Source organism: Streptococcus sp. D7B5 (genome assembly GCF_029691405.1).
Taxonomy (GTDB): domain Bacteria; phylum Bacillota; class Bacilli; order Lactobacillales; family Streptococcaceae; genus Streptococcus.
Window position 1 is genome coordinate 180,617 of record NZ_CP121467.1, and the last position, 19,004, is coordinate 199,620.

Genomic DNA, 19,004 nt, shown 5'->3' on the forward strand with positions numbered 1-19,004 from the left:
AAGGAGAAGAAATGGATCCGAAAAAAATCGCTCGCATCAACGAGCTTGCCAAAAAGAAAAAAACAGAAGGCTTAACTTCTGCTGAAAAAGTGGAACAAGCTAAACTTCGTGAGGAGTACATCGAAGGCTATCGTCGCTCTGTTCGTCACCACATTGAAGGAATTAAAATTGTGGACGAGGAAGGAAATGATGTCACACCAGAAAAACTACGCCAAGTACAACGTGAAAAAGGGTTACACGGCCGTAGTATAGATGATCCTAACTCATAAAACGAAATGGGGTTGTAGATGATTTACATTCCCCTTTTCTGTTGTAATAAAAAAGAGTCTGGGACAAAAGTCTAATCTTCAATATAAAAAGCGAACAAAACGAGTTATCTGACACTCAGAATTCTGTCTTGTTCGCTTTTTTGCTCTAATCTATCGATTTTAAAAATTTATAATAAGGAATTCCTAAAATCAAAATCTTTTTGTCTCAGACTCTTTGTTTTAAATGAAGTAGTAAACTGCCAGCGGTTTGGCAGAAGCTTGCTTGAACAATGCTCAGCTAATCTTAGTTACCTGCCTCAGCGGGACTTCACTGTTGCCCTCTACAAGACCATCAATCAGATTAACAATCCATCTTTCTTGGTCATGATTGAGAAATTGAGAGAAGGAACTTGAGATACAATAAGGTTACAGAGAGAAAAGCCAGATAATAGGAGCTTTCAGTACTGTATCCTTATTTTTTAAATCGTGAAAATCGAATAATTAGGTCTAAATGAAGAGAATTGAGGTGTGTGTAAATTTAAAATCTTATATTTTCTTACATAGAAGATATAAGACTTTTGACATTTTTCAATTTATATGATATTCTATGACTATAAAATCAAAAAACGTCACAGAGTTTTTAGGAGGAAGTTATGGCTACTGCTTTTACTACTGAAGAAAAAGAAGTAATTAGAAAGAAATTACATAAAGTTGCAAAGGAATGCCTTCAAAGATATGGGGTTAAGAAAACCACAGTTGACCAGATGGCAGCAATGGTAGATATTTCCAAAGGTTCTTTTTATAATTTTTATTCCTCAAAAGAAATGTTATTTTTTGCGGTCTTAGAAGAATATCAAATAGATGTTATGAATCGCCTGACAGAACAATTAGATATGGAAGCCAAGATAGATACAAATCGTCTGGTACAGTTACTTTATGATTTTTATCAAGATTTTCGCTATTCATTTATGTATACCATATTTAAAAATCATGAAATGGAATTACTCCTAAGAAAATTGCCGAAAGAGGCGATAACAAATCATCATCTGATAGACGATAGGATGGTTAAAAAAATTGTGTCTCGAATCAACATTAAAGAAAATGTATCGGTAGAAATCGTCTCTGCTTTATTTAGAACGATTGCTATGACTATATTACACATTGAGGAAATCGGTGAAGAACAATTTGATATCGCATTGAAGTTCGTTATACAAGGAATTGTTGAGCAAATTACTAAGGAGGATAGGTAATAGTGAAAGAAGCAATTAGAACCGCAAAGCTTTCTAAAAGATATGGAACAAAAAATGTTGTCGACAACTTGAATCTTTCAATAAAACCTGGTGAAATAGTAGGTTTTTTAGGACTAAATGGTGCAGGGAAAACAACGACGATGAGAATGATGCTAGGATTGATAAAATCTACATCAGGAGAATGTTATATCCAAGGAAGAAAGTTAGATCTAAGTAATTTAGAACTTCGAAACGAAATAGGTTATATTATTGAGACGCCTTATTCTTATCCAGACTTAACTGTGAGAGAAAATTTAGAAATAGTTAGTAAATTAAGAGGGGTTAATAAAGATAATATTGACTGGGTAATTGAGAAATTAAAACTAAAGAAATATGAACATAAACAGGAGAAGCATCTTTCTTTAGGAAATGTTGCGCGTTTAGGAATTGCAAAAGCGATTATTCATAAACCTAAAATCCTAATTCTTGATGAGCCAACAAATGGCTTAGATCCTTTTGGAGTTATTGAAGTGAGGGAATTATTAAAGGAATTGGCGAATCATCTAGGTACAACTGTTCTTATTTCCAGTCATAATCTGGAGGAAATATCTAAGATTGCTACGAGAATAGTCATTATACATGAGGGCAGACTTATAAGGGAAGTTGAAAGCAAAGAATTAGAACAGTACTTAGAAAAGAGGTTACTAGTAACTGGATCTAATAATAAGGCCATGAAAGAAGTATTATCTAACCATGGCTATCATGCAAACATTCAATCAGACAAAGAAAATAATATCAATTTCTTGGAATTAACTGATAGAAAATCTGTGGAATATCCGGAAAAAATTGCTACATTGCTAGTTAATGCAGGTTATCCACCCAAATCGCTGGCTGTTGAAAAAGAAGATTTGGAGCATTATTTTTTAAGAATACTGAATGACTATAATGGAGGTGTTTCGAATGAAAAAGCTTAGTTCCTGTATTTTAATTGAATGGAAAAAGTTAATAAAATCAAAACTTTCCATCGTAACTGCTTGTTCTATCTGTTTAGTTCCTTTTATTGTTGGGTTGTTTGCAACTATGATGAAATATTCAGAGAATTTCAAAAATCTTGGTTTGATTGCTGCAAAAATGGAAATGATGAGGATAACAGACTGGTCGTCGTACTTAATGACCGTATCACAAGTCATTTCTGTTGGGGGATTGCTCATTTTTGGATTTACAGCATCTTGGGTTTTTGGTAGAGAATATTCTGATAAAACGATGATCGATCTATTAGCGCTTCCGATAAGAAGAGATACAATCGTATTATCCAAGTTTATCGTTATCGCTTTGTGGAGCTATATTCTATCAATTTTTGCTCTTTTATTAGGATTATTAGCTGGCAATCTGATTGGACTTGAGGGTGGGAGCTTAATGGTGATTTTCAAAGGTATACTTACTTTTGTTTTTTGTACTACTCTTACGATCGTACTCTCTACTCCAGTGGCTTTTTTTGCTTGTTTAGGCCGGGGATATTTGTCTCCATTGGCATTTATTATTTTTACTATTATTTTTTCTCAGCTTGGTTCTGCTCTTAACTTTGGGAAATACATTCCATGGGCGATTCCTGCACTTGCAAGTGGTATTGCAGGAAAAGCACTATTGAATTTTGGAAGCATTGTCAGTTTGTTTGGGGTAAGCATTCTAGGTCTTATCGCAACAATAGCTTGGTGGAGGTATGCTGATTATGATTAAAATGAAGTGATGAAAAAGCTAATAACACAAAACTAAGTCTTATTCATTTCCATTCAAAATCCCTCCTCCTGTTCAGATTGAAAAATAAGAGGGGGTACATTATGACAATCGAAAGTTTTGGACGAGAGGGTATCATATAAGTCCCGTTGGCCTAAATGAAAAGATAGTTTCTAAATATATAGGCGATTGGGAAAAAATGACCTTGTCTTTGATAAGTTAAGTGTCAAACCGTTCTCAGGTGGTAGTTTTAGAACAAGGTAAAATCTCGTTACGGGCATCAGTCAAGTGAAGGACAAAATCCAAAAAAGATGCTTGGTCTGAACTTTTTCTAGCAGGGGCCGGATTAAAAAGAGGCTGAGGAGAAAGAGCAGGAGGATAGGATAGAAATACCAAGGATTACTGACGAATTGGACCCCTTCAGCAATCCTCAAAGGGATGTAAGTGTGGGACAGCAGACTCTGTCCAGATAGGAAAGGCAAGACAATCGCAGTCATGGTCAGAATTAGAAACTAGCCCAGGTTGAAGATAGTGTTAGAAAATTGCTTCATGAGGACCTGTTCTCCATCTTGATGAAATAACGGTCTTCTCCCAGCTCAATCAGCTCGACTGGCTGAGGATAGAAGCGATCCATGACCTCTTTTTGAAGTATGTCTCCTTTAGGACCTTGGGCAATAATTTCAGCTTCTTTTAGGAGTAGGACATGATCCATAGCAGCAGTGATTTCCTCAACATGGTGGGTGACATAGAGGATAGTTGGAGCGTTCTCCATCTGTGTAATCTTACCAATCTGATCCAGCAGGCGCTCGCGAGCAAAGAGATCCAGACCGCTGGTCGCTTCATCTAAGATAAGCAGTTCTGGCTTTTCCATGAGACTGCGCGCAATCAGCAAGAGCTGCTTTTCCCCTTGAGAGAGACTGATGTAGCTCCGGCCAATCAAATCTTGTCCGCCAAGGGAGACCAGCATTTCCCTAGCTTGATCCAGCTCTGCTTGCCCGTAAGGAGCATAGAGAATACTGCTTTTATACTTACCTGTCAGGACGATTTCTTCGGCAATGAGATGGTTAGGCAGGCGTTCAGCAATGAAGGAGCCAACTACTCCAATCTTAGTTCGCAGCTGAGGAATATCGCCAGCGCCAAATTCCGTACCCAGAACCGTCACCTTGCCCTTGGTCTTCCAATGTTCAGCCATAAGCAGGCGCAGGAGAGTAGTCTTTCCAGAACCGTTGAGACCGAGAATGGCCCAATGCTCCCCCTTTTTCACCTGCCAGTTGAGATCCTTTAAGATGGTTCGGCCTTGTTTAGCCAAGCTTACATTTTCTAGTTTGATAATCTTTTCCATTTTTACTCTCTTTCGTTAAATCTCCTTTATTATAACAAAATTTAGGAAAAAATAACCGATAGGAGGAGGTAGATGTTTTATAAAAGTAAGCTGATGTAGGTCCTTTTGCTAATGATTATCTTTTTTATCTGGTGTTAGATGAGGTCCATCCTATTACCATCAGGGTGCTCTTGCTCTTATCCAGCAATATCCATGGCATGCTGGGGATGATTGTGGCAATCCCGACTCATTTTATCCTCAAAGAAATCGCCAAGTTCTTGGTAGATCGCTATGATAATCACAAGGAAACCCAGCAGAAGAAGAAGGAAGAGCTTGGAATCGATTGATTCCAGAGTCTCGATACCAGAAATAAGACGGAAGAAGGGTCTTCCGTCTTAGATTGAAGACAAACATTCCAAATGGTGTTTGTCTTTTTCTGTTTGTCAGGCTAAAATTCCATCTTTTGATAGAATAATGGTCATTTGAACAAAATAAAAAGGCTTGTCCACCCTCATTTTTACTAGTTTTTTGAGATTCAAACACGCTAAAGTAAGCCCAATCTTATCTTCCATCTTGGACTTGCCTTTCTCTCTTGTATAACGAAGGTTGTGGTATTCTTTGGCAGTCCCAAAGAGTCGCTCAATTGTTTCTTTGCGCTTCTTATAAAGCTCCTTCATCCCTCTTTGGTGTCGAATCTCTTCACAATATTCAAGGTCGTCTTTCCATACATGTCTTGTGATGACTTTCTGCTGATTCTGGCTCTGGGTACAAACGGATAATAGGGGACAGGCGATACATACTTTTGGATCACTCTTATACTCACGATAGCCTGCTCGGGTCGTCGTGCGATAGGCTAATACTTGGTTCTCTGGACAGAGGTAACAGTCATAGAAGGCATCATAAACAAAATCACCGGGTCTTAAGTTCCCCCTTACTCCCTTAGGGCGGGTATAGGGGAAGACAGGGATAATGTTTCGCTGTAATAAATAATGGGCAATAGCTGGGATCTTATAGCCTGAGTCCGCAATAATGTAGCGTGGGGAGAAAGCTTCTAACTTTGAAAAAAGGGCAGGGAAAGCCTGACTGTCGTGTACATTTCCTGCTTCAACACTATAAGCCAAGGCCCAACCATGCTTATCACACGCTACTTGGGCAGAATAGGCAAATACTTCCTTGTGTTCCCCCTTGCGGAACCAACCACTCTCAGGATTTGTCCTTGAGATTTTCTTTTCCTTAGCCTCGCTTTCTTTTGCGGGCTTTAAGGACTTTTTTTCGTGTTTTCTCCTATCTACATCAATCTCAACTTCCAATTGCTCATTCATAAATTTAGCTTGTTGGGCAACCATTTCCTTATGATACTTGTGACTGTTAGCTGCAGCTTTGATATGGGTACCATCCACAAATATTTCCGAAGGATCCATTAAACCAGCAAATAAAGCTTGATGGAGTACTTGTAAAAATATCTCGGTAATCAGTTCTTTATCTTGAAAGCGACGACTGTAATTCTTTCCATATGTGGTAAAATGAGGCACCTTGTCATCCAAGCTTAGTCCAAGAAACCAACGATAGGCTACGTTTACTTCAATGTCTTTAATGGTTTGGCGCATGGAGCGAATGCCATAAAAGCATTGAATCAAAGGAATTTTGACTAACATGACGGGATCGAGACTAGGACGACCATTATCTGGACTATAGGTATCTTCAACTAAGTCATAGATAAAGTCAAAATCAACCTCTGATTCCACTTGGCGAAGAAAGTGATCTCTTGGGACCAATTCGTCTATCGTATAGAAGCCATATTGGCAGCGATGATAATCTGGTTTTTCTTTGTGAAACATAGTTAGCACCTCACAACTTTTCTTACCTCTATGATACAACTTTACAAAAAGAAAAGCCCTTAGAAAAGTGTCTTCTAAGGACTTTGTCTTCAATCTGAAAGGAGCCATTTGGCTCCTTTTTGGTTTCTTAGTTGCTTGCACCAGAAGTAGCGTCAGCGTCACCACCGTGGCCTCCAGCATCCCCTGAATCAGAAGCGCCGGAAGTAGCATCGGCGTCTCCATGACCTCCAGCAGCAGGAGCAAATGGTCCGCTACCACCTACCAAACGTTGACCCGTTTCTTTTAGGTACCAGTCAAGCCATGGTTGGAAGTTAAAGACGATTTCATTGATACCAGCGTATGATCCATCAGGATAGTACATTGCTTGGTAGTTGTGAGTGTTGATGACACCTGCAGGAGAACCTGGAACGATAGTACGAACGTATTCTTGGTTTCCGTTGCGAAGTGTTCCGATAACCCACTCTACGTTCTTCATACGTGCTGGTGGAAGAGAACCATGAACAGTCGACATACGGCTACCTGATTGAGGTGGTACACGTTTAGCAAACATGGTGTCTGGATCTTGGTGAGCGTTGTTGTAGTAGAGGAATTGGTTGTTGTCGTCAGCGTATGTCAATTCAAATGGCATAGCTTTCAAGAACATATCAATTTGGTTAACTGTCAGGATACCGTGGTCCAATTTGACATAGGTATCACCAGAAACAGCGCCAGTGATTGCTGCAACTTTTTCTACCCATTCTGGATCGTCAGGATCAACTTCTGTAATGGTTGTTGCAATTGGTTTTCCACAATCCAAGTCTTCTGGTTCGATTGGTTTTGGTTTTTTCAATTTCGAAACGACTCCTACGTATTTTACAAAGTTATCTAAGCAAGTTTCAAGGAATTTAACAGTTCCTTCGTTGGTGATGTTTCCATTGTTATCAAAAGCTTCTTTAGCTTTACCAAGAAGGAATTCGTTACCTGGAAGCGTGTAGGCATTGACACCTGGAGCGTCAAGGATTTTACGAAGGTGAACTTGGGCACGTGATGTTCCTTGGTCATAGTATGATGCACCCACAATCATAACAGGCTTGTTTTCAAATGGATGAACTTCGTATGAAAGCCATTCAAGTACAGATTTGAGTGAAGCTGAGATAGTGTGGTTGTGCTCAGGAGTTGCGATAATGACACCATCAGCACGTGTAATCTTGTTATACAAGAAGCGCAATTGGAAGCTTTCGTCCCATTTTTCGTCTTGGTTAAACATTGGAACTTCGTCGATTTCAAGGACTTCTAATTCAAATTTGAATTTGAAATTGCGACGGATAAATTCCAAGAGTTTGCGGTTATATGATTGATCGTAGTTTGATCCAACAAGTCCAACAAATTTCATTCTTTCGGTCTCCTATCTTACAAATTTTCCCAGTCAAATTCTTCTGCATCTTTGCGAAGCAATTCTTGTGCATTGCGCAATTTCTCAGTAATCTTCACGAAGATACGGAAGTCATCAAAGATGGCATCCAATTTCTTGATGACATCAAGGTCAACCAAGTCACCACTTGGGTTAAATGCTTGAAGAGAGTGTGAAAGCAAGAATTCATCTGGAAGAACATTTGCCTTGATTTCAGGAGCATTCAAGATTTGACGAAGTTGCAATTGGGCACGAGATGAACCAAGTGTACCGTAAGAAGCACCAGTGATCATGATTGGTTTGTTCAAAAGTGGGTAGATACCGTAAGATAGCCAAGCAAGAGCGCTCATCAATACCGCAGGGATAGAGTGGTCGTACTCAGGAGTACCGATAATCACACCATCAGCCTCTTCAATTTTAGCTGCAATCTCAAGAATTTCAGCTGGAAGTTGCTTATCTGCTGGTTTGTTGAAAACAGGGATATCCTTGATTTCAACGAGTTCAATTTCAGCTTTATCAGCAAAGTGTTTTTGCATGTATTGGAGCAATTGGCGGTTTGTAGAACGTTTAGAGTTCGTTCCAACAATGGCAATAAGTTTTAGCATGAGATTTCCTTTCTCTTTTTACATGATACAATTTTGAAGGCCTGAAGAACATGCAAGGCGTCCCTCTTTGTCGATGAGGATGGCTTCAATACCATCTATACTTTCGACTTGCCAGAGGATAGAAGCGCTTCGTTCTCCGAAAAGGCGCGTTGTCCAAATCTCACCATCAACGGATTTATCAGAGACAATCGTTAGGCTAGCAAGATCGGTTTCGACAGGGAATCCTGTCTCACTATCAAAGATATGGTGATAGTCTTTTCCATCTACTGTCAGGTGGCGTTCATAGATACCTGAAGTGACAACGGATTTGTTAGAAGCAGGGATAGTTAGGAGATGATTGCCACGAGGATTTTGCGGATCTTGAATCCCAATCTGCCAGGCATTCCCTTCTTTGGCTTGGTTATTCCCGATGGTGAGGATATTTCCTCCGAGATTGATCAAGGCAGAGGTGACACCGTGTTCTTTCAAATACTGGGCAACCTTATCTGCACTATAGCCCTTAGCTAAACAACCTAAATCAAGCTTCATTCCTTTCTTCTCTAAAAAGACAGTAGAGCTAGTCGGATCCAACTTGATAAAATGCGGGTCAACTAGAGATAAGACAGCTTCGATTTCTTTAGAGTCTGGAAGCCGTGCATCTGCAAATCCGATTCGCCAGGTTTGAATCAAGGGACCAATACTGATATTTAGATGGCTAGACGGAGCTAGGCTATGCTCCAGTCCAAGAGCAATCAGTTCAAACAGGTCAGGATGAACCTTAACAGGTTTGATTCCAGCCTGGTAGTTGATTTCCATCAGTTCGGATTCTTGACTGTTGGCGTTAAAGCGGTATTCGAGTTCCTTGAGCAAATCAAAGGCTCCTTGAAGTAGGCAATCAGCCTGTTCATCTACTAATGAAATCGTGATAGTTGTTCCCATTAGCCGTTCAGAACGTGAATGAAGAGGCAAGCTACCAGCTCCTTTCTCTTTATAGGAAATCATTCAATATAAGGTCGTTAAAGAAAAATTAAACCCCTTACATTTTCTTTCCATGTATCTAGCATATCATAAAGTCAGCGTTTTCACAAATGAATTTTGACAAAAAGTCAAGAAATATGCTCAAAACTAATATGAAATCGATAGAAAAATTGGATTTATCAATGTTAAGTGTATTTTTTTCTGAAAAAAAGAGAATTCTGAGCAAATATCTTGTAAACGCTAACAGTAAATGATATACTAGAAAGGTAAATCAAAAATTAAAGGTAGGAATTTTTCTATGAGTAAAATCGTTGTAGTTGGTGCTAACCACGCTGGTACAGCTTGTATTAATACCATGTTGGACAACTTCGGACATGAGAACGAAATCGTAGTGTTTGACCAAAACTCAAATATTTCATTCCTTGGTTGTGGAATGGCGCTTTGGATCGGGGAACAAATTGATGGCCCAGAAGGTCTCTTCTACTCTGATAAAGAAAAATTGGAAGCAAAAGGTGCTAAAGTTTACATGAACTCACCAGTCCTTTCAATTGACTACGATAACAAAGTTGTGACTGCAGAAGTTGAAGGAAAAGAGCACAAAGAGTCTTATGATAAATTGATCTTTGCAACTGGTTCAACTCCAATCTTGCCTCCAATCGAAGGTGTTGAAATCGTTAAGGGTAACCGCGAATTCAAAGCGACTCTTGAAAATGTACAATTTGTTAAATTGTACCAAAACGCTGAAGAAGTTATTGAAAAACTTGAAGACAAGAGCAAACACCTTGAGCGCATTGCCGTTGTTGGTGGTGGTTACATTGGTGTAGAACTTGCCGAAGCTTTCGAGCGTCTTGGAAAAGAAGTAGTGCTTGTCGATATCGTAGACACTGTCTTGAACGGCTACTATGACAAAGACTTTACTCAAATGATGGCGAAGAACTTGGAAGACCACAACATCCGCTTGGCTCTTGGTCAAACAGTTAAAGCCATCCAAGGTGATGGAAAAGTTGAACGCTTGGTAACAGACAAAGAAACATTTGATGTGGATATGGTGGTTCTTGCTGTTGGTTTCCGTCCAAACACAGCTCTTGCTGACGGTAAGATTGAACTCTTCCGTAACGGTGCCTTCCTTGTAGATAAGAAACAAGAAACATCTATCCCAGGTGTATACGCTGTTGGTGACTGTGCAACTGTTTATGACAATGCACGTAAAGATACAAGCTACATCGCTCTTGCGTCTAACGCTGTACGTACTGGTATCGTTGGTGCTTATAACGCTTGTGGACATGAATTGGAAGGAATCGGAGTTCAAGGATCAAACGGTATCTCTATCTACGGTCTTCACATGGTTTCGACTGGTTTGACTCTTGAAAAAGCCAAAGCTGCAGGCTATAATGCAACTGAAACTGGCTTTAACGATCTTCAAAAACCAGAATTTATCAAACATGACAACCACGAAGTTGCCATCAAGATTGTCTTTGACAAAGACAGCCGCGAAATTCTTGGCGCTCAAATGGTTTCACACGATTCTGCTATCAGCATGGGAATTCATATGTTCTCACTTGCTATCCAAGAACATGTGACAATTGATAAATTGGCATTGACAGACCTATTCTTCTTGCCACACTTTAACAAACCATACAACTACATCACAATGGCTGCACTTACAGCTGAAAAATAAAAAATGATGAGCTATCTGGCCTTAACTGAAGGTCAGATAGTTTTTTCTTATTCCTGTACCCATACAATTATCCTTTTTTTATCTTGTACTTCATTCTAATCTGGCTTAAAATGAAATGGTAGCTACCAATACAAATGATGAGGATTAAGAAATGACTGAAAATCGTTATGAACTAAATAAAAACTTGGCACAGATGCTCAAAGGTGGGGTTATCATGGACGTTCAGAACCCTGAACAGGCTCGTATCGCAGAGGCTGCTGGTGCGGCTGCTGTTATGGCCTTGGAGCGGATTCCAGCTGATATTCGTGCAGCTGGTGGAGTTTCTCGTATGAGTGATCCAAAGATGATTAAGGAAATCCAAGAAGCGGTCAGTATTCCAGTGATGGCCAAGGTCAGAATTGGGCATTTTGTTGAAGCTCAGATTTTAGAGGCTATTGAGATTGACTATATCGATGAGAGTGAAGTGCTGTCTCCAGCAGACGATCGTTTCCATGTAGATAAGAAGGAATTCCAAGTTCCTTTTGTCTGTGGAGCTAAGGATTTGGGTGAAGCCTTGCGTCGTATCGCTGAGGGAGCTTCCATGATTCGGACAAAAGGAGAACCCGGTACAGGTGACATCGTTCAAGCCGTTCGTCATATGCGCATGATGAATCAAGAAATACGCCGTATTCAAAATCTTCGCAAAGATGAACTTTATGTGGCTGCCAAGGACTTGCAAGTCCCTGTAGAATTGGTCCAATACGTTCATGAACATGGAAAATTGCCAGTTGTAAACTTCGCAGCTGGAGGTGTTGCAACACCAGCAGATGCTGCGCTGATGATGCAATTGGGGGCAGAGGGTGTCTTTGTTGGTTCAGGTATTTTCAAATCAGGAGACCCTGTTAAACGAGCAAGTGCTATTGTCAAAGCGGTAACCAACTATCATAATCCTCAAATTCTAGCACAAATCTCTGAAGATCTAGGGGAAGCCATGGTTGGAATTAATGAGAATGAAATTCAAATTCTCATGGCTGAGCGAGGAAAATAGATGAAAATCGGAATATTAGCCTTGCAAGGCGCCTTTGCAGAACATGCAAAAGTGCTAGATAAACTAGGAGTCGCTAGTGTCCAAATCAGAAATTTAGAGGATTTTCAACAATATCAGAGTGACTTGTCCGGTTTGATTTTGCCTGGTGGAGAATCTACAACCATGGGCAAACTCTTGCGTGACCAGAACATGTTGATTCCTCTAAGAGGAGCTATTCTCAATGGCTTACCAGTCTTTGGAACTTGTGCGGGCTTAATCTTGCTAGCTAAGGAAATTACTTCTCAGGAAGAAAGTCATCTAGCGACTATGGATATAGTGGTTGAGCGCAATGCTTATGGGCGCCAACTAGGAAGCTTCTATACAGAAGCAGAATGTAAGGGAGTTGGTCAGATTCCCATGACCTTTATCCGTGGTCCGATTATCAGCAGTGTTGGAGAGGGCGTAGAAATTCTAGCAACAGTTGATGATCAAATCGTTGCAGCCAAAGAAAAAAATATGCTGGTAACTTCTTTTCATCCAGAATTGACAGATGATGCTCGCTTGCACCAGTATTTTATCAATATGTGTAAAGAAAAAAGTTGAGAAAAGATTCTCAACTTTTTTACATGTAATAAACAATCGCGATATATTGAAGTGCAGAGGCTGCTAGGATAAAGAGATGCCAAATCATGTGGAAATAAGGTTTTTTCTTAGCGTAAAATCCAGCTCCAACTGTATAACAGAGCCCACCAGTTACCATGAGACTCCAGAAAATTGGCGTTGTTTGACTGATAATGGCAGGAATGATAGCCAGAACCAACCAGCCCATGATCAAATAAAGAGCAAGGCTGAATTTCTCATTGACCTTTTTAGCAAAGATTTTATAGAGGATGCCAAAGATGGTCGTTCCCCACTGAATGGCAATGATCAGATAGCCAAACCAGTTATTCATCAAAGTCAATACGACCGGCGTATAAGAGCCTGCGATAGCCACGTAAATCATAGAATGGTCGATGATTCGCAAGACGTATTTGTGGGTTGAACCATAGGCCATAGAGTGGTAAATAGTTGACGAGAGGAACATGAGAAAGAGACTGATAACAAAGATAGAAACGCCAAAAGATGATAAAAATCCATGTGCTTCATAACTATAGGTGGATGAAATGGGGAGTAGGATGAGCATGATAACGGCACCAACAGCATGGGTCACACTATTAGCAATTTCCTCTCCAAAACTGAGCTTTTTACTGAGTTTTAGACTGGTATTCATTGGATTTCCTCCTCTTCTTTGATAAGGATTAAGTCTAGAGTTTGATGATAGAGTTTAACCGTTTGACAGCTAGTTTGGATAATAGGATTTTCTGGATCAATCCCATGGTTCATGTAGTCTACAAAAGCGTCGTAGAGCTGGTCTGAGCTCGCTTGAGTTTGCAGAGTATTCAGTGTTTGAGCGATTTCTTGGATCGAAAAGACAGACTTTAGAGTGGTGATGGCAATCAAACGTGCAATCTGTTTGCGTTGGTATTTTTTCTTGTCTGGCTTTGTCAGGTAACCATGTTTGACATAGTTATTGACCATGGATGCTGTTAGTCCCTTGTCTTTATCTGGAGAGATAGGGGCACAGACTTGATTGACATAAAGTAAAACCTGATCCAGATAGAGGTCAATGTTCGGAATATCTTCCCATTTTGGGTAGGAAAAGTTAGAATTCATTTCCAACTCCTTTTTATCTAGTTTTGATAACTAGATTATAAAATAATAAAAAACAAAAGTCAAGTTTCAACTGCTTGTAGAAAGCTTTAAATTATGCTATGATGAGAGAAACTAGTTAGAAATGAGGGGAAAAGATGGAGATTCGTTTAGCTTTTCCAAACGAAGTAGATGCGATTATGCAGGTGATGGAGGATGCTAAAAAGTGCTTAGCTGAGTCTGGTAGCGACCAGTGGCAAAATGGCTATCCAAATGCAGATATCATTATTGATGATATCATCTCTGGTCAAGCTTATGTGGCCTTGGAAGAGGGAGAACTGCTAGCCTATGCTGCTGTGACCAAGAGCCCAGAGGAATCCTATGAAGCCATTTATGAAGGATGTTGGCAGGGAGAAGAATCAGAATATCTGGTCTTTCACCGTATCGCTGTCGCAGCAGATGTCCAAGGGCAGGGAGTTGCGCAGACTTTCCTAGAAGGCTTGATTGAAGGATTTGATTACCTAGATTTTCGTTCAGATACGCATGCACAAAACAAGGCCATGCAGCATATCTTTGAAAAGCTGGGCTTCAGTCAGGTTGGAAAAGTTCCAGTTGATGGGGAACGTTTGGCCTATCAGAAATTAAAAAAATGACGCAGAAAAAGTACGCAAAAATGCTCTACCCGTCGCCGATTGGAACCTTATCCTTAGTTGCTGACGAGCAATATCTCTATGGAATTTGGGTGCAGGACCAAACTCATTTTGAGAGGGGATTAGGGGATGAAACGATAGAAGAAGTTGCTAGCCATCCTGTATTAGAGCAAGTTATTTCCTATTTAGATACCTATTTCGAAGGCAGTGTTCAGGATCTATCTGACTTACCTTTGGCTCCTATTGGAACAGATTTTGAAAAGCGAGTCTGGGCTTACTTACAGGCCATTCCTTATGGTCAGACAGTGACTTACGGACAAATAGCGCAGGACCTGCAAGTAGCTTCTGCCCAAGCGGTTGGCGGAGCAGTGGGGCGCAATCCTTGGTCCATCCTCGTACCCTGTCATCGTGTGCTGGGGTCAGGCAATCGCTTGACAGGCTATGCATCGGGAGTCGAAAAGAAAGCCTGGCTCTTGCAACATGAAGGTGCAGCATTTCAAGAAAATAAAAAATAGAAAGAAAAGAAGATGTTAGAATTTATCGAATACCCAAAATGTTCAACTTGTAAGAAAGCAAAAAATGAATTGGATCAACTTGGACTTGAATACCAAGATGTCCACATCGTAGAAGAAACACCAAGTGAAGAAGTGATTTTGAACTGGTTGGAAACTTCCGGTTTTGAAGTGAAACAATTTTTCAATACTAGCGGGATTAAATACCGCGAACTGGGCTTGAAAGATAAGGTGGGAAGTTTGTCAAAACAAGAAGCAGCCAAGCTTCTAGCCAGTGATGGCATGTTATTGAAACGTCCAATTTTGGTGGAGAATGGTGCTATTAAACAAATCGGCTATAGAAGACCCTATGAGGACTTAGGTTTGAGATAGTTTTTATTTATCTCCTTGATAGGTAAAATATATAGCTTCCCTGTTTTAAAGTGTGATAAACTAGAAGATAGACGAAGTTTGAGCAGCCCGTAGCAAATAATTTGCTTGCGAGCAGAAGTATGATAGAATGAATCATTATCAGGAGAGGATGTTTTTATGACTGTTACAACATTTTTAGCATCAGATTGGTACCAAAGTTTGATGCAACTCATTCCGGATGGTAAGCTCTTTAGTTTGCGTTCGGTCTTTGATGGAATTCCAAGGATTGTCCAACAACTGCCTACAACCTTGATGTTGACGCTTGGAGGTGCACTCTTTGGTTTGCTACTTGCCCTGATTTTTGCCATTGTAAAGATCAATCGTGTTAAGATCTTATATCCCTTGCAGGCTTTTTTCGTCAGCTTCTTAAAAGGTACCCCAATCCTAGTTCAACTTATGTTGACCTACTACGGAATTCCTTTGTTATTGAAAGCTATCAACCAACAATGGGGCACTGGTTTTAATATCAATGCGATTCCAGCGGCACTTTTTGCGATTGTGGCCTTTGCTTTTAATGAGGCGGCTTATGCAAGTGAAACGATTCGTGCAGCCATCCTTTCTGTTAATCCAGGTGAAATTGAGGCGGCACGCAGTTTGGGTATGACTCGTGCGCAAGTATACCGTCGTGTGATTATTCCAAATGCGGCGGTGGTAGCGACGCCGACTTTGATCAACTCCCTTATCGGCTTGACCAAGGGAACTTCTCTAGCCTTTAGTGCGGGTGTTGTGGAAGTCTTTGCTCAAGCTCAGATTTTAGGTGGAGCTGATTATCGCTATTTTGAACGTTTCATCTCCGTTGCCCTTGTTTATTGGGTAGTCAATATTGGAATTGAAAGCCTCGGCCGTTTCATTGAGAGAAGAATGGCTATCTCAGCGCCGGATGCAGTATCTACAGATGTGAAAGGAGACCTTCGTTAATGATTAAGATTTCGAATTTAAGCAAATCCTTTTCTGGACAGACAGTCTTGAATCATCTGAACTTGGATATCCAAAAAGGTGAGGTAGTGGCTTTGATTGGTTCATCTGGAGCTGGAAAATCAACCTTTCTTCGTAGTTTGAACTACCTTGAAACTCCAGATAGTGGAACGATTCAGATTGACAATTTTAAAGTTGATTTTTCTCAGATTAGCCAAGAGGAGATTTTAACCCTTCGTCGCAAGTTATCTATGGTTTTCCAACAGTTCAACTTATTTGAACGCCGAACAGCCCTTGACAATGTCAAGGAAGGCTTGGTTGTTGTTAAGAAATTATCAGATGAGGAAGCAACAAAAATCGCCAAGGAAGAGTTGGCTAAGGTGGGTCTTTCTGACCGTGAAAACCATTATCCTCGCCACTTATCAGGTGGACAGAAGCAACGGGTTGCCCTCGCGCGTGCGCTTGCTATGAAACCAGATGTCTTGCTCTTGGACGAACCAACGTCGGCACTGGACCCAGAGTTGGTCGGTGAAGTAGAAAAGTCTATTGCAGACGCTGCCAAGTCAGGTCAGACCATGATTTTGGTCAGTCACGATATGTCTTTTGTAGCCCAAGTGGCAGACAAGGTTCTATTCCTAGATAAAGGGAAAATCATCGAGTCTGGTACACCGGATGAAATCATCAATCATCCGAAAGAAGAACGAACAAAAGAATTCTTCGCTAGTTACAAACGGACTTATATTTGATATAATAGAAAAAAGGAAAACTCAGTTAGTTGGACTAGCTGAGTTTACTCTTTAAAAAAGATAGAAACGAGAGAGATCATGCTACTGCATCTATTTTCTTTGTATTTCGAGAGTTTGATCTTAACGACCATCCTTGTCGTGACTTTTCTGGGGATTTGGATTGGATTGAGAGCCATGTCTGGTGTGGACAAGACAGCCAAAGCTCGCCAAGCCCATCTCTATGATATGATTATGATTGGAGTTTTGGTCATTCCGGTGTTATCCTTTGCCGTCATGAGTTTGCTCTTGGTTTTCAAGGCATAATCCTTGCGTGACTAGCAAGAATGAGTTAGAATAAAGATAGTTACAACAAGAAAGAAGGAATCGAAATGTACGATACGATTATTGTCGGTGCTGGACCTGCGGGAATGACCGCTGCCTTATATGCTGCTCGAAGCAATCTGAAAGTGGCTTTGATTGAAGGTGGTCTGCCAGGCGGGCAAATGAATAACACATCTGATATTGAAAACTATCCAGGTTATGCCAACATCAGTGGACCTGAATTGGCTGAAAAGATGTTTGAACCACTTGAAAACCTTGGAGTGGAGCATCTTTATGGCTACGTTGAAAATATTGAAGATCAGGGTGACTATAAGAAGGTAATCACTGATGATCAAGTTTACGAAACCCGTACTGTCATCGTGGCAACTGGGTCAAAACACCGTCTTTTGGGGATTCCTGGAGAAGAAGAACTGAACAGTCGTGGTGTTTCTTACTGTGCCGTATGTGATGGAGCCTTTTTCCGTGACCAAGACTTGCTCGTAGTTGGTGGTGGAGATTCAGCAGTAGAAGAAGCTCTCTTCTTAACTCGCTTTGCCAAGACTGTCACTATTGTTCACCGCCGTGACCAACTTCGTGCCCAAAAGGTTTTGCAAGACCGTGCTTTTGCAAATGAGAAAGTCAACTTTATCTGGGATTCTGTTGTCAAGGAAATCAAAGGTGAAAACCGAGTAGAATCTGTCGTATTTGAAAATGTAAAAACAGGTCAAGTAACAGAGCGAGCCTTTGGTGGTGTCTTTATCTATGTTGGTTTGGATCCTGTTAGCGATTTTGTTAAAGAATTGAATATTCAAGACCAGGCAGGCTGGATTGTAACAGACAATCATATGAAAACTAGCGTTGATGGTATATTTGCGGTTGGGGATGTTCGCCAAAAAGATCTTCGCCAAGTAACAACAGCAGTTGGAGATGGGGCTATCGCTGGTCAAGAAGCATACAAATTTATTACAGAACATAGTTAAGAAAAAAGTTTCCAATCAACTGATTGGAAACTTTTTTATAGTCGGTTTCGGAAAACTTCGTACATGAGAATGGCTGCAGCAACACTGGCATTGAGGCTTTGAACATGCCCATTCATGGGAATGGTTATCATTTCATCGACCTGTTTTTTGATATTGCTAGAGATGCCTTTTCCTTCATTTCCGATGATGAGGGCGATTTTCCCTTTTGTATTCCACTTGTGGCAAGGGGTACCGTTCATATCCGTTCCAAAGGTCCAGAAGCCTTCAGCCTTGAGTTTGTCTAGGGTTTGACTGAGGTTGGTCACTCGGGCAATCGGTACGTGCTCAATAGCACCTGTGGCCGTTTTGGCAACGACAGGAGTCACTCCGACAGCACGGTGCTTGGGAATGATGACACCTGAAACATTGGTCGCATCAGCAGTCCTTAAGATAGAGCCTAAGTTGTGAGGGTCAGTTAGACCATCCAGAATCAACAAAAGTGGATTTTCTTCTTGACGCGTTTTGGCAAGAATGTGATTTAGCTCGCTATAGGCAAATTCAGAAACTCGAAGGACAAATCCTTGATGGACAGCGCCTTCGGTCATTTCAGAGAGGGATTTTTTTGAGGTCCAAGAGATGGAGACTTTTTTCTCAGCAGCCAGTTCCTTGACTTTCTCAACATTCTTTCCCCTTAGATCTTCTTGGAGGTAGAGTTTGTTTCCAGTGTTTGCAAGGAGGGCTTCTGTAACGGCGTGGACGCCATAGACAATATCATTTGTTTTCATGCCTCTATTATAACACAAAACCCCGTCTTGC

At 40.6% G+C, this 19,004-nt stretch carries 20 protein-coding genes and 5 pseudogenes; 16 read left to right on the forward strand and 9 right to left on the reverse strand.

Features of this window, described 5'->3' with window-relative positions:
- The first annotated feature begins 11 nt into the window (after positions 1-11).
- From P8P68_RS00795 to P8P68_RS00815, 5 genes and pseudogenes are all read left to right on the forward strand, one after another.
- On the forward strand, positions 12-269 hold the full coding sequence (locus P8P68_RS00795; RefSeq protein ID WP_000371290.1) for a DUF896 family protein: 258 nt from the start codon (positions 12-14) through the stop codon (positions 267-269).
- 282 nt (positions 270-551) lie between these two features.
- Positions 552-662, forward strand: a pseudogene (locus tag P8P68_RS00800) (SAM-dependent methyltransferase); the annotation flags it as partial.
- Between the two features lie 239 nt (positions 663-901).
- Positions 902-1,517: pseudogene (locus P8P68_RS00805) on the forward strand (TetR/AcrR family transcriptional regulator).
- Positions 1,498-2,451 carry an ABC transporter ATP-binding protein gene (locus P8P68_RS00810; protein ID WP_278276290.1) on the forward strand — a complete coding sequence of 318 codons (954 nt, stop codon included), beginning with the start codon at positions 1,498-1,500 and terminating at the stop codon, positions 2,449-2,451. Before P8P68_RS00805 ends, P8P68_RS00810 begins: the two are co-directional and overlap by 20 nt.
- The gene (locus P8P68_RS00815) at positions 2,438-3,214 is read left to right on the forward strand and encodes an ABC transporter permease (protein WP_278275994.1); all 777 of its coding nucleotides are present in this window, start codon (positions 2,438-2,440) and stop codon (positions 3,212-3,214) included. The genes P8P68_RS00810 and P8P68_RS00815 overlap by 14 nt, the downstream gene beginning before the upstream one ends.
- A 290-nt stretch (positions 3,215-3,504) precedes the next feature.
- Here P8P68_RS00815 and P8P68_RS00820 read toward each other — a convergent pair.
- Together P8P68_RS00820 and P8P68_RS00825 are read right to left on the reverse strand one after the other, a co-directional pair.
- Positions 3,505-3,708, reverse strand: a pseudogene (locus P8P68_RS00820) (beta-carotene 15,15'-monooxygenase); the annotation flags it as partial.
- A gap of 50 nt (positions 3,709-3,758) precedes the next feature.
- A complete protein-coding gene (locus P8P68_RS00825; RefSeq protein WP_278275995.1) occupies positions 3,759-4,553 on the reverse strand; it encodes an ABC transporter ATP-binding protein in 795 nt (264 codons plus the stop codon).
- 140 nt (positions 4,554-4,693) lie between these two features.
- Between P8P68_RS00825 and P8P68_RS00830 the strand changes: the two are divergent.
- Positions 4,694-4,879, forward strand: a pseudogene (locus P8P68_RS00830) (AI-2E family transporter); the annotation flags it as partial.
- Here the strand turns inward: P8P68_RS00830 and P8P68_RS00835 are convergent.
- From P8P68_RS00835 to P8P68_RS00850, 4 genes and pseudogenes are all read right to left on the reverse strand, one after another.
- Positions 4,831-6,370 (reverse strand): annotated as a pseudogene (locus tag P8P68_RS00835) (IS1182 family transposase). The pseudogenes P8P68_RS00830 and P8P68_RS00835 sit on opposite strands and share 49 nt — an antisense overlap.
- 127 nt (positions 6,371-6,497) lie before the next feature.
- Positions 6,498-7,742, reverse strand: a complete 1,245-nt coding sequence (locus P8P68_RS00840; RefSeq protein WP_000673672.1) for an NAD(P)H-dependent oxidoreductase — start codon at positions 7,740-7,742, stop codon at positions 6,498-6,500.
- 17 nt (positions 7,743-7,759) lie between these two features.
- Positions 7,760-8,365 carry an NADPH-dependent FMN reductase gene (locus tag P8P68_RS00845; protein WP_000915935.1) on the reverse strand — a complete coding sequence of 202 codons (606 nt, stop codon included), beginning with the start codon at positions 8,363-8,365 and terminating at the stop codon, positions 7,760-7,762.
- 18 nt (positions 8,366-8,383) lie between these two features.
- Positions 8,384-9,313: an FAD:protein FMN transferase gene (locus P8P68_RS00850; RefSeq protein ID WP_278276291.1), complete on the reverse strand. Its 930-nt coding sequence runs from the start codon at positions 9,311-9,313 to the stop codon at positions 8,384-8,386.
- Positions 9,314-9,620: 307 nt separating this feature from the next.
- Between P8P68_RS00850 and P8P68_RS00855 the strand changes: the two genes are divergently transcribed.
- From P8P68_RS00855 to pdxT, 3 genes are all read left to right on the forward strand, one after another.
- A complete protein-coding gene (locus tag P8P68_RS00855; RefSeq protein ID WP_000036762.1) occupies positions 9,621-11,000 on the forward strand; it encodes an FAD-dependent oxidoreductase in 1,380 nt (459 codons plus the stop codon).
- A gap of 151 nt (positions 11,001-11,151) precedes the next feature.
- The gene (gene pdxS / locus P8P68_RS00860) at positions 11,152-12,027 is read left to right on the forward strand and encodes a pyridoxal 5'-phosphate synthase lyase subunit PdxS (protein WP_038806266.1); all 876 of its coding nucleotides are present in this window, start codon (positions 11,152-11,154) and stop codon (positions 12,025-12,027) included.
- Positions 12,028-12,609: a pyridoxal 5'-phosphate synthase glutaminase subunit PdxT gene (gene pdxT, locus P8P68_RS00865; protein WP_278275996.1), complete on the forward strand. Its 582-nt coding sequence runs from the start codon at positions 12,028-12,030 to the stop codon at positions 12,607-12,609.
- 19 nt (positions 12,610-12,628) lie between these two features.
- On the opposite strand, the gene P8P68_RS00870 is transcribed toward pdxT, so the two are convergent.
- Positions 12,629-13,276: a hemolysin III family protein gene (locus P8P68_RS00870; RefSeq protein WP_001097972.1), complete on the reverse strand. Its 648-nt coding sequence runs from the start codon at positions 13,274-13,276 to the stop codon at positions 12,629-12,631.
- Positions 13,273-13,719 carry a DUF1836 domain-containing protein gene (locus P8P68_RS00875; RefSeq protein ID WP_001087578.1) on the reverse strand — a complete coding sequence of 149 codons (447 nt, stop codon included), beginning with the start codon at positions 13,717-13,719 and terminating at the stop codon, positions 13,273-13,275. The genes P8P68_RS00870 and P8P68_RS00875 overlap by 4 nt, the downstream gene beginning before the upstream one ends.
- 134 nt (positions 13,720-13,853) lie before the next feature.
- Here P8P68_RS00875 and P8P68_RS00880 point away from each other — a divergent pair, with 134 nt between their 5' ends.
- From P8P68_RS00880 to trxB, 7 genes are all read left to right on the forward strand, one after another.
- The gene (locus P8P68_RS00880) at positions 13,854-14,348 is read left to right on the forward strand and encodes a GNAT family N-acetyltransferase (protein ID WP_278275997.1); all 495 of its coding nucleotides are present in this window, start codon (positions 13,854-13,856) and stop codon (positions 14,346-14,348) included.
- Positions 14,345-14,860 (forward strand): methylated-DNA--[protein]-cysteine S-methyltransferase, encoded by a 516-nt coding sequence (locus P8P68_RS00885; protein ID WP_278275998.1) that lies wholly within the window; start codon positions 14,345-14,347, stop codon positions 14,858-14,860. Before P8P68_RS00880 ends, P8P68_RS00885 begins: the two co-directional genes overlap by 4 nt.
- Before the next feature lie 12 nt (positions 14,861-14,872).
- On the forward strand, positions 14,873-15,229 hold the full coding sequence (locus tag P8P68_RS00890; RefSeq protein WP_045592122.1) for an arsenate reductase family protein: 357 nt from the start codon (positions 14,873-14,875) through the stop codon (positions 15,227-15,229).
- A 156-nt stretch (positions 15,230-15,385) separates the two neighbouring features.
- A complete protein-coding gene (locus P8P68_RS00895) occupies positions 15,386-16,186 on the forward strand; it encodes an amino acid ABC transporter permease (protein WP_268721685.1) in 801 nt (266 codons plus the stop codon).
- The gene (locus P8P68_RS00900; RefSeq protein ID WP_000590997.1) at positions 16,186-16,929 is read left to right on the forward strand and encodes an amino acid ABC transporter ATP-binding protein; all 744 of its coding nucleotides are present in this window, start codon (positions 16,186-16,188) and stop codon (positions 16,927-16,929) included. Before P8P68_RS00895 ends, P8P68_RS00900 begins: the two co-directional genes overlap by 1 nt.
- Positions 16,930-17,007: 78 nt before the next feature.
- A complete protein-coding gene (locus P8P68_RS00905) occupies positions 17,008-17,232 on the forward strand; it encodes a DUF4059 family protein (RefSeq protein WP_049506076.1) in 225 nt (74 codons plus the stop codon).
- 65 nt (positions 17,233-17,297) lie between these two features.
- On the forward strand, positions 17,298-18,209 hold the full coding sequence (gene trxB / locus P8P68_RS00910) for a thioredoxin-disulfide reductase (protein WP_268711429.1): 912 nt from the start codon (positions 17,298-17,300) through the stop codon (positions 18,207-18,209).
- Positions 18,210-18,244: 35 nt separating this feature from the next.
- Here trxB and rlmB read toward each other — a convergent pair whose 3' ends face one another.
- Positions 18,245-18,973 (reverse strand): 23S rRNA (guanosine(2251)-2'-O)-methyltransferase RlmB, encoded by a 729-nt coding sequence (rlmB, locus tag P8P68_RS00915; protein ID WP_278275999.1) that lies wholly within the window; start codon positions 18,971-18,973, stop codon positions 18,245-18,247.
- Between the last annotated feature and the right edge of the window lie 31 nt (positions 18,974-19,004).

Excerpts from the sequence above, each read along its gene's own strand:
- P8P68_RS00885 (WP_278275998.1), top strand. The coding sequence starts at position 14,345 with ATGACGCAGAAAAAGTACGCAAAAATGCTCTACCCGTCGCCGATTGGA.
- P8P68_RS00870 (WP_001097972.1), bottom strand. The coding sequence starts at position 13,276 with ATGAATACCAGTCTAAAACTCAGTAAAAAGCTCAGTTTTGGAGAGGAA.
- P8P68_RS00900 (WP_000590997.1), top strand. The coding sequence starts at position 16,186 with ATGATTAAGATTTCGAATTTAAGCAAATCCTTTTCTGGACAGACAGTC.
- pdxS (WP_038806266.1), top strand. The coding sequence starts at position 11,152 with ATGACTGAAAATCGTTATGAACTAAATAAAAACTTGGCACAGATGCTC.
- P8P68_RS00795 (WP_000371290.1), top strand. The coding sequence starts at position 12 with ATGGATCCGAAAAAAATCGCTCGCATCAACGAGCTTGCCAAAAAGAAA.
- trxB (WP_268711429.1), top strand. The coding sequence starts at position 17,298 with ATGTACGATACGATTATTGTCGGTGCTGGACCTGCGGGAATGACCGCT.
- P8P68_RS00890 (WP_045592122.1), top strand. The coding sequence starts at position 14,873 with ATGTTAGAATTTATCGAATACCCAAAATGTTCAACTTGTAAGAAAGCA.
- P8P68_RS00895 (WP_268721685.1), top strand. The coding sequence starts at position 15,386 with ATGACTGTTACAACATTTTTAGCATCAGATTGGTACCAAAGTTTGATG.
- P8P68_RS00840 (WP_000673672.1), bottom strand. The coding sequence starts at position 7,742 with ATGAAATTTGTTGGACTTGTTGGATCAAACTACGATCAATCATATAAC.
- P8P68_RS00875 (WP_001087578.1), bottom strand. The coding sequence starts at position 13,719 with ATGAATTCTAACTTTTCCTACCCAAAATGGGAAGATATTCCGAACATT.
- P8P68_RS00825 (WP_278275995.1), bottom strand. The coding sequence starts at position 4,553 with ATGGAAAAGATTATCAAACTAGAAAATGTAAGCTTGGCTAAACAAGGC.
- pdxT (WP_278275996.1), top strand. The coding sequence starts at position 12,028 with ATGAAAATCGGAATATTAGCCTTGCAAGGCGCCTTTGCAGAACATGCA.
- P8P68_RS00815 (WP_278275994.1), top strand. The coding sequence starts at position 2,438 with ATGAAAAAGCTTAGTTCCTGTATTTTAATTGAATGGAAAAAGTTAATA.
- rlmB (WP_278275999.1), bottom strand. The coding sequence starts at position 18,973 with ATGAAAACAAATGATATTGTCTATGGCGTCCACGCCGTTACAGAAGCC.
- P8P68_RS00845 (WP_000915935.1), bottom strand. The coding sequence starts at position 8,365 with ATGCTAAAACTTATTGCCATTGTTGGAACGAACTCTAAACGTTCTACA.
- P8P68_RS00855 (WP_000036762.1), top strand. The coding sequence starts at position 9,621 with ATGAGTAAAATCGTTGTAGTTGGTGCTAACCACGCTGGTACAGCTTGT.
- P8P68_RS00905 (WP_049506076.1), top strand. The coding sequence starts at position 17,008 with ATGCTACTGCATCTATTTTCTTTGTATTTCGAGAGTTTGATCTTAACG.
- P8P68_RS00880 (WP_278275997.1), top strand. The coding sequence starts at position 13,854 with ATGGAGATTCGTTTAGCTTTTCCAAACGAAGTAGATGCGATTATGCAG.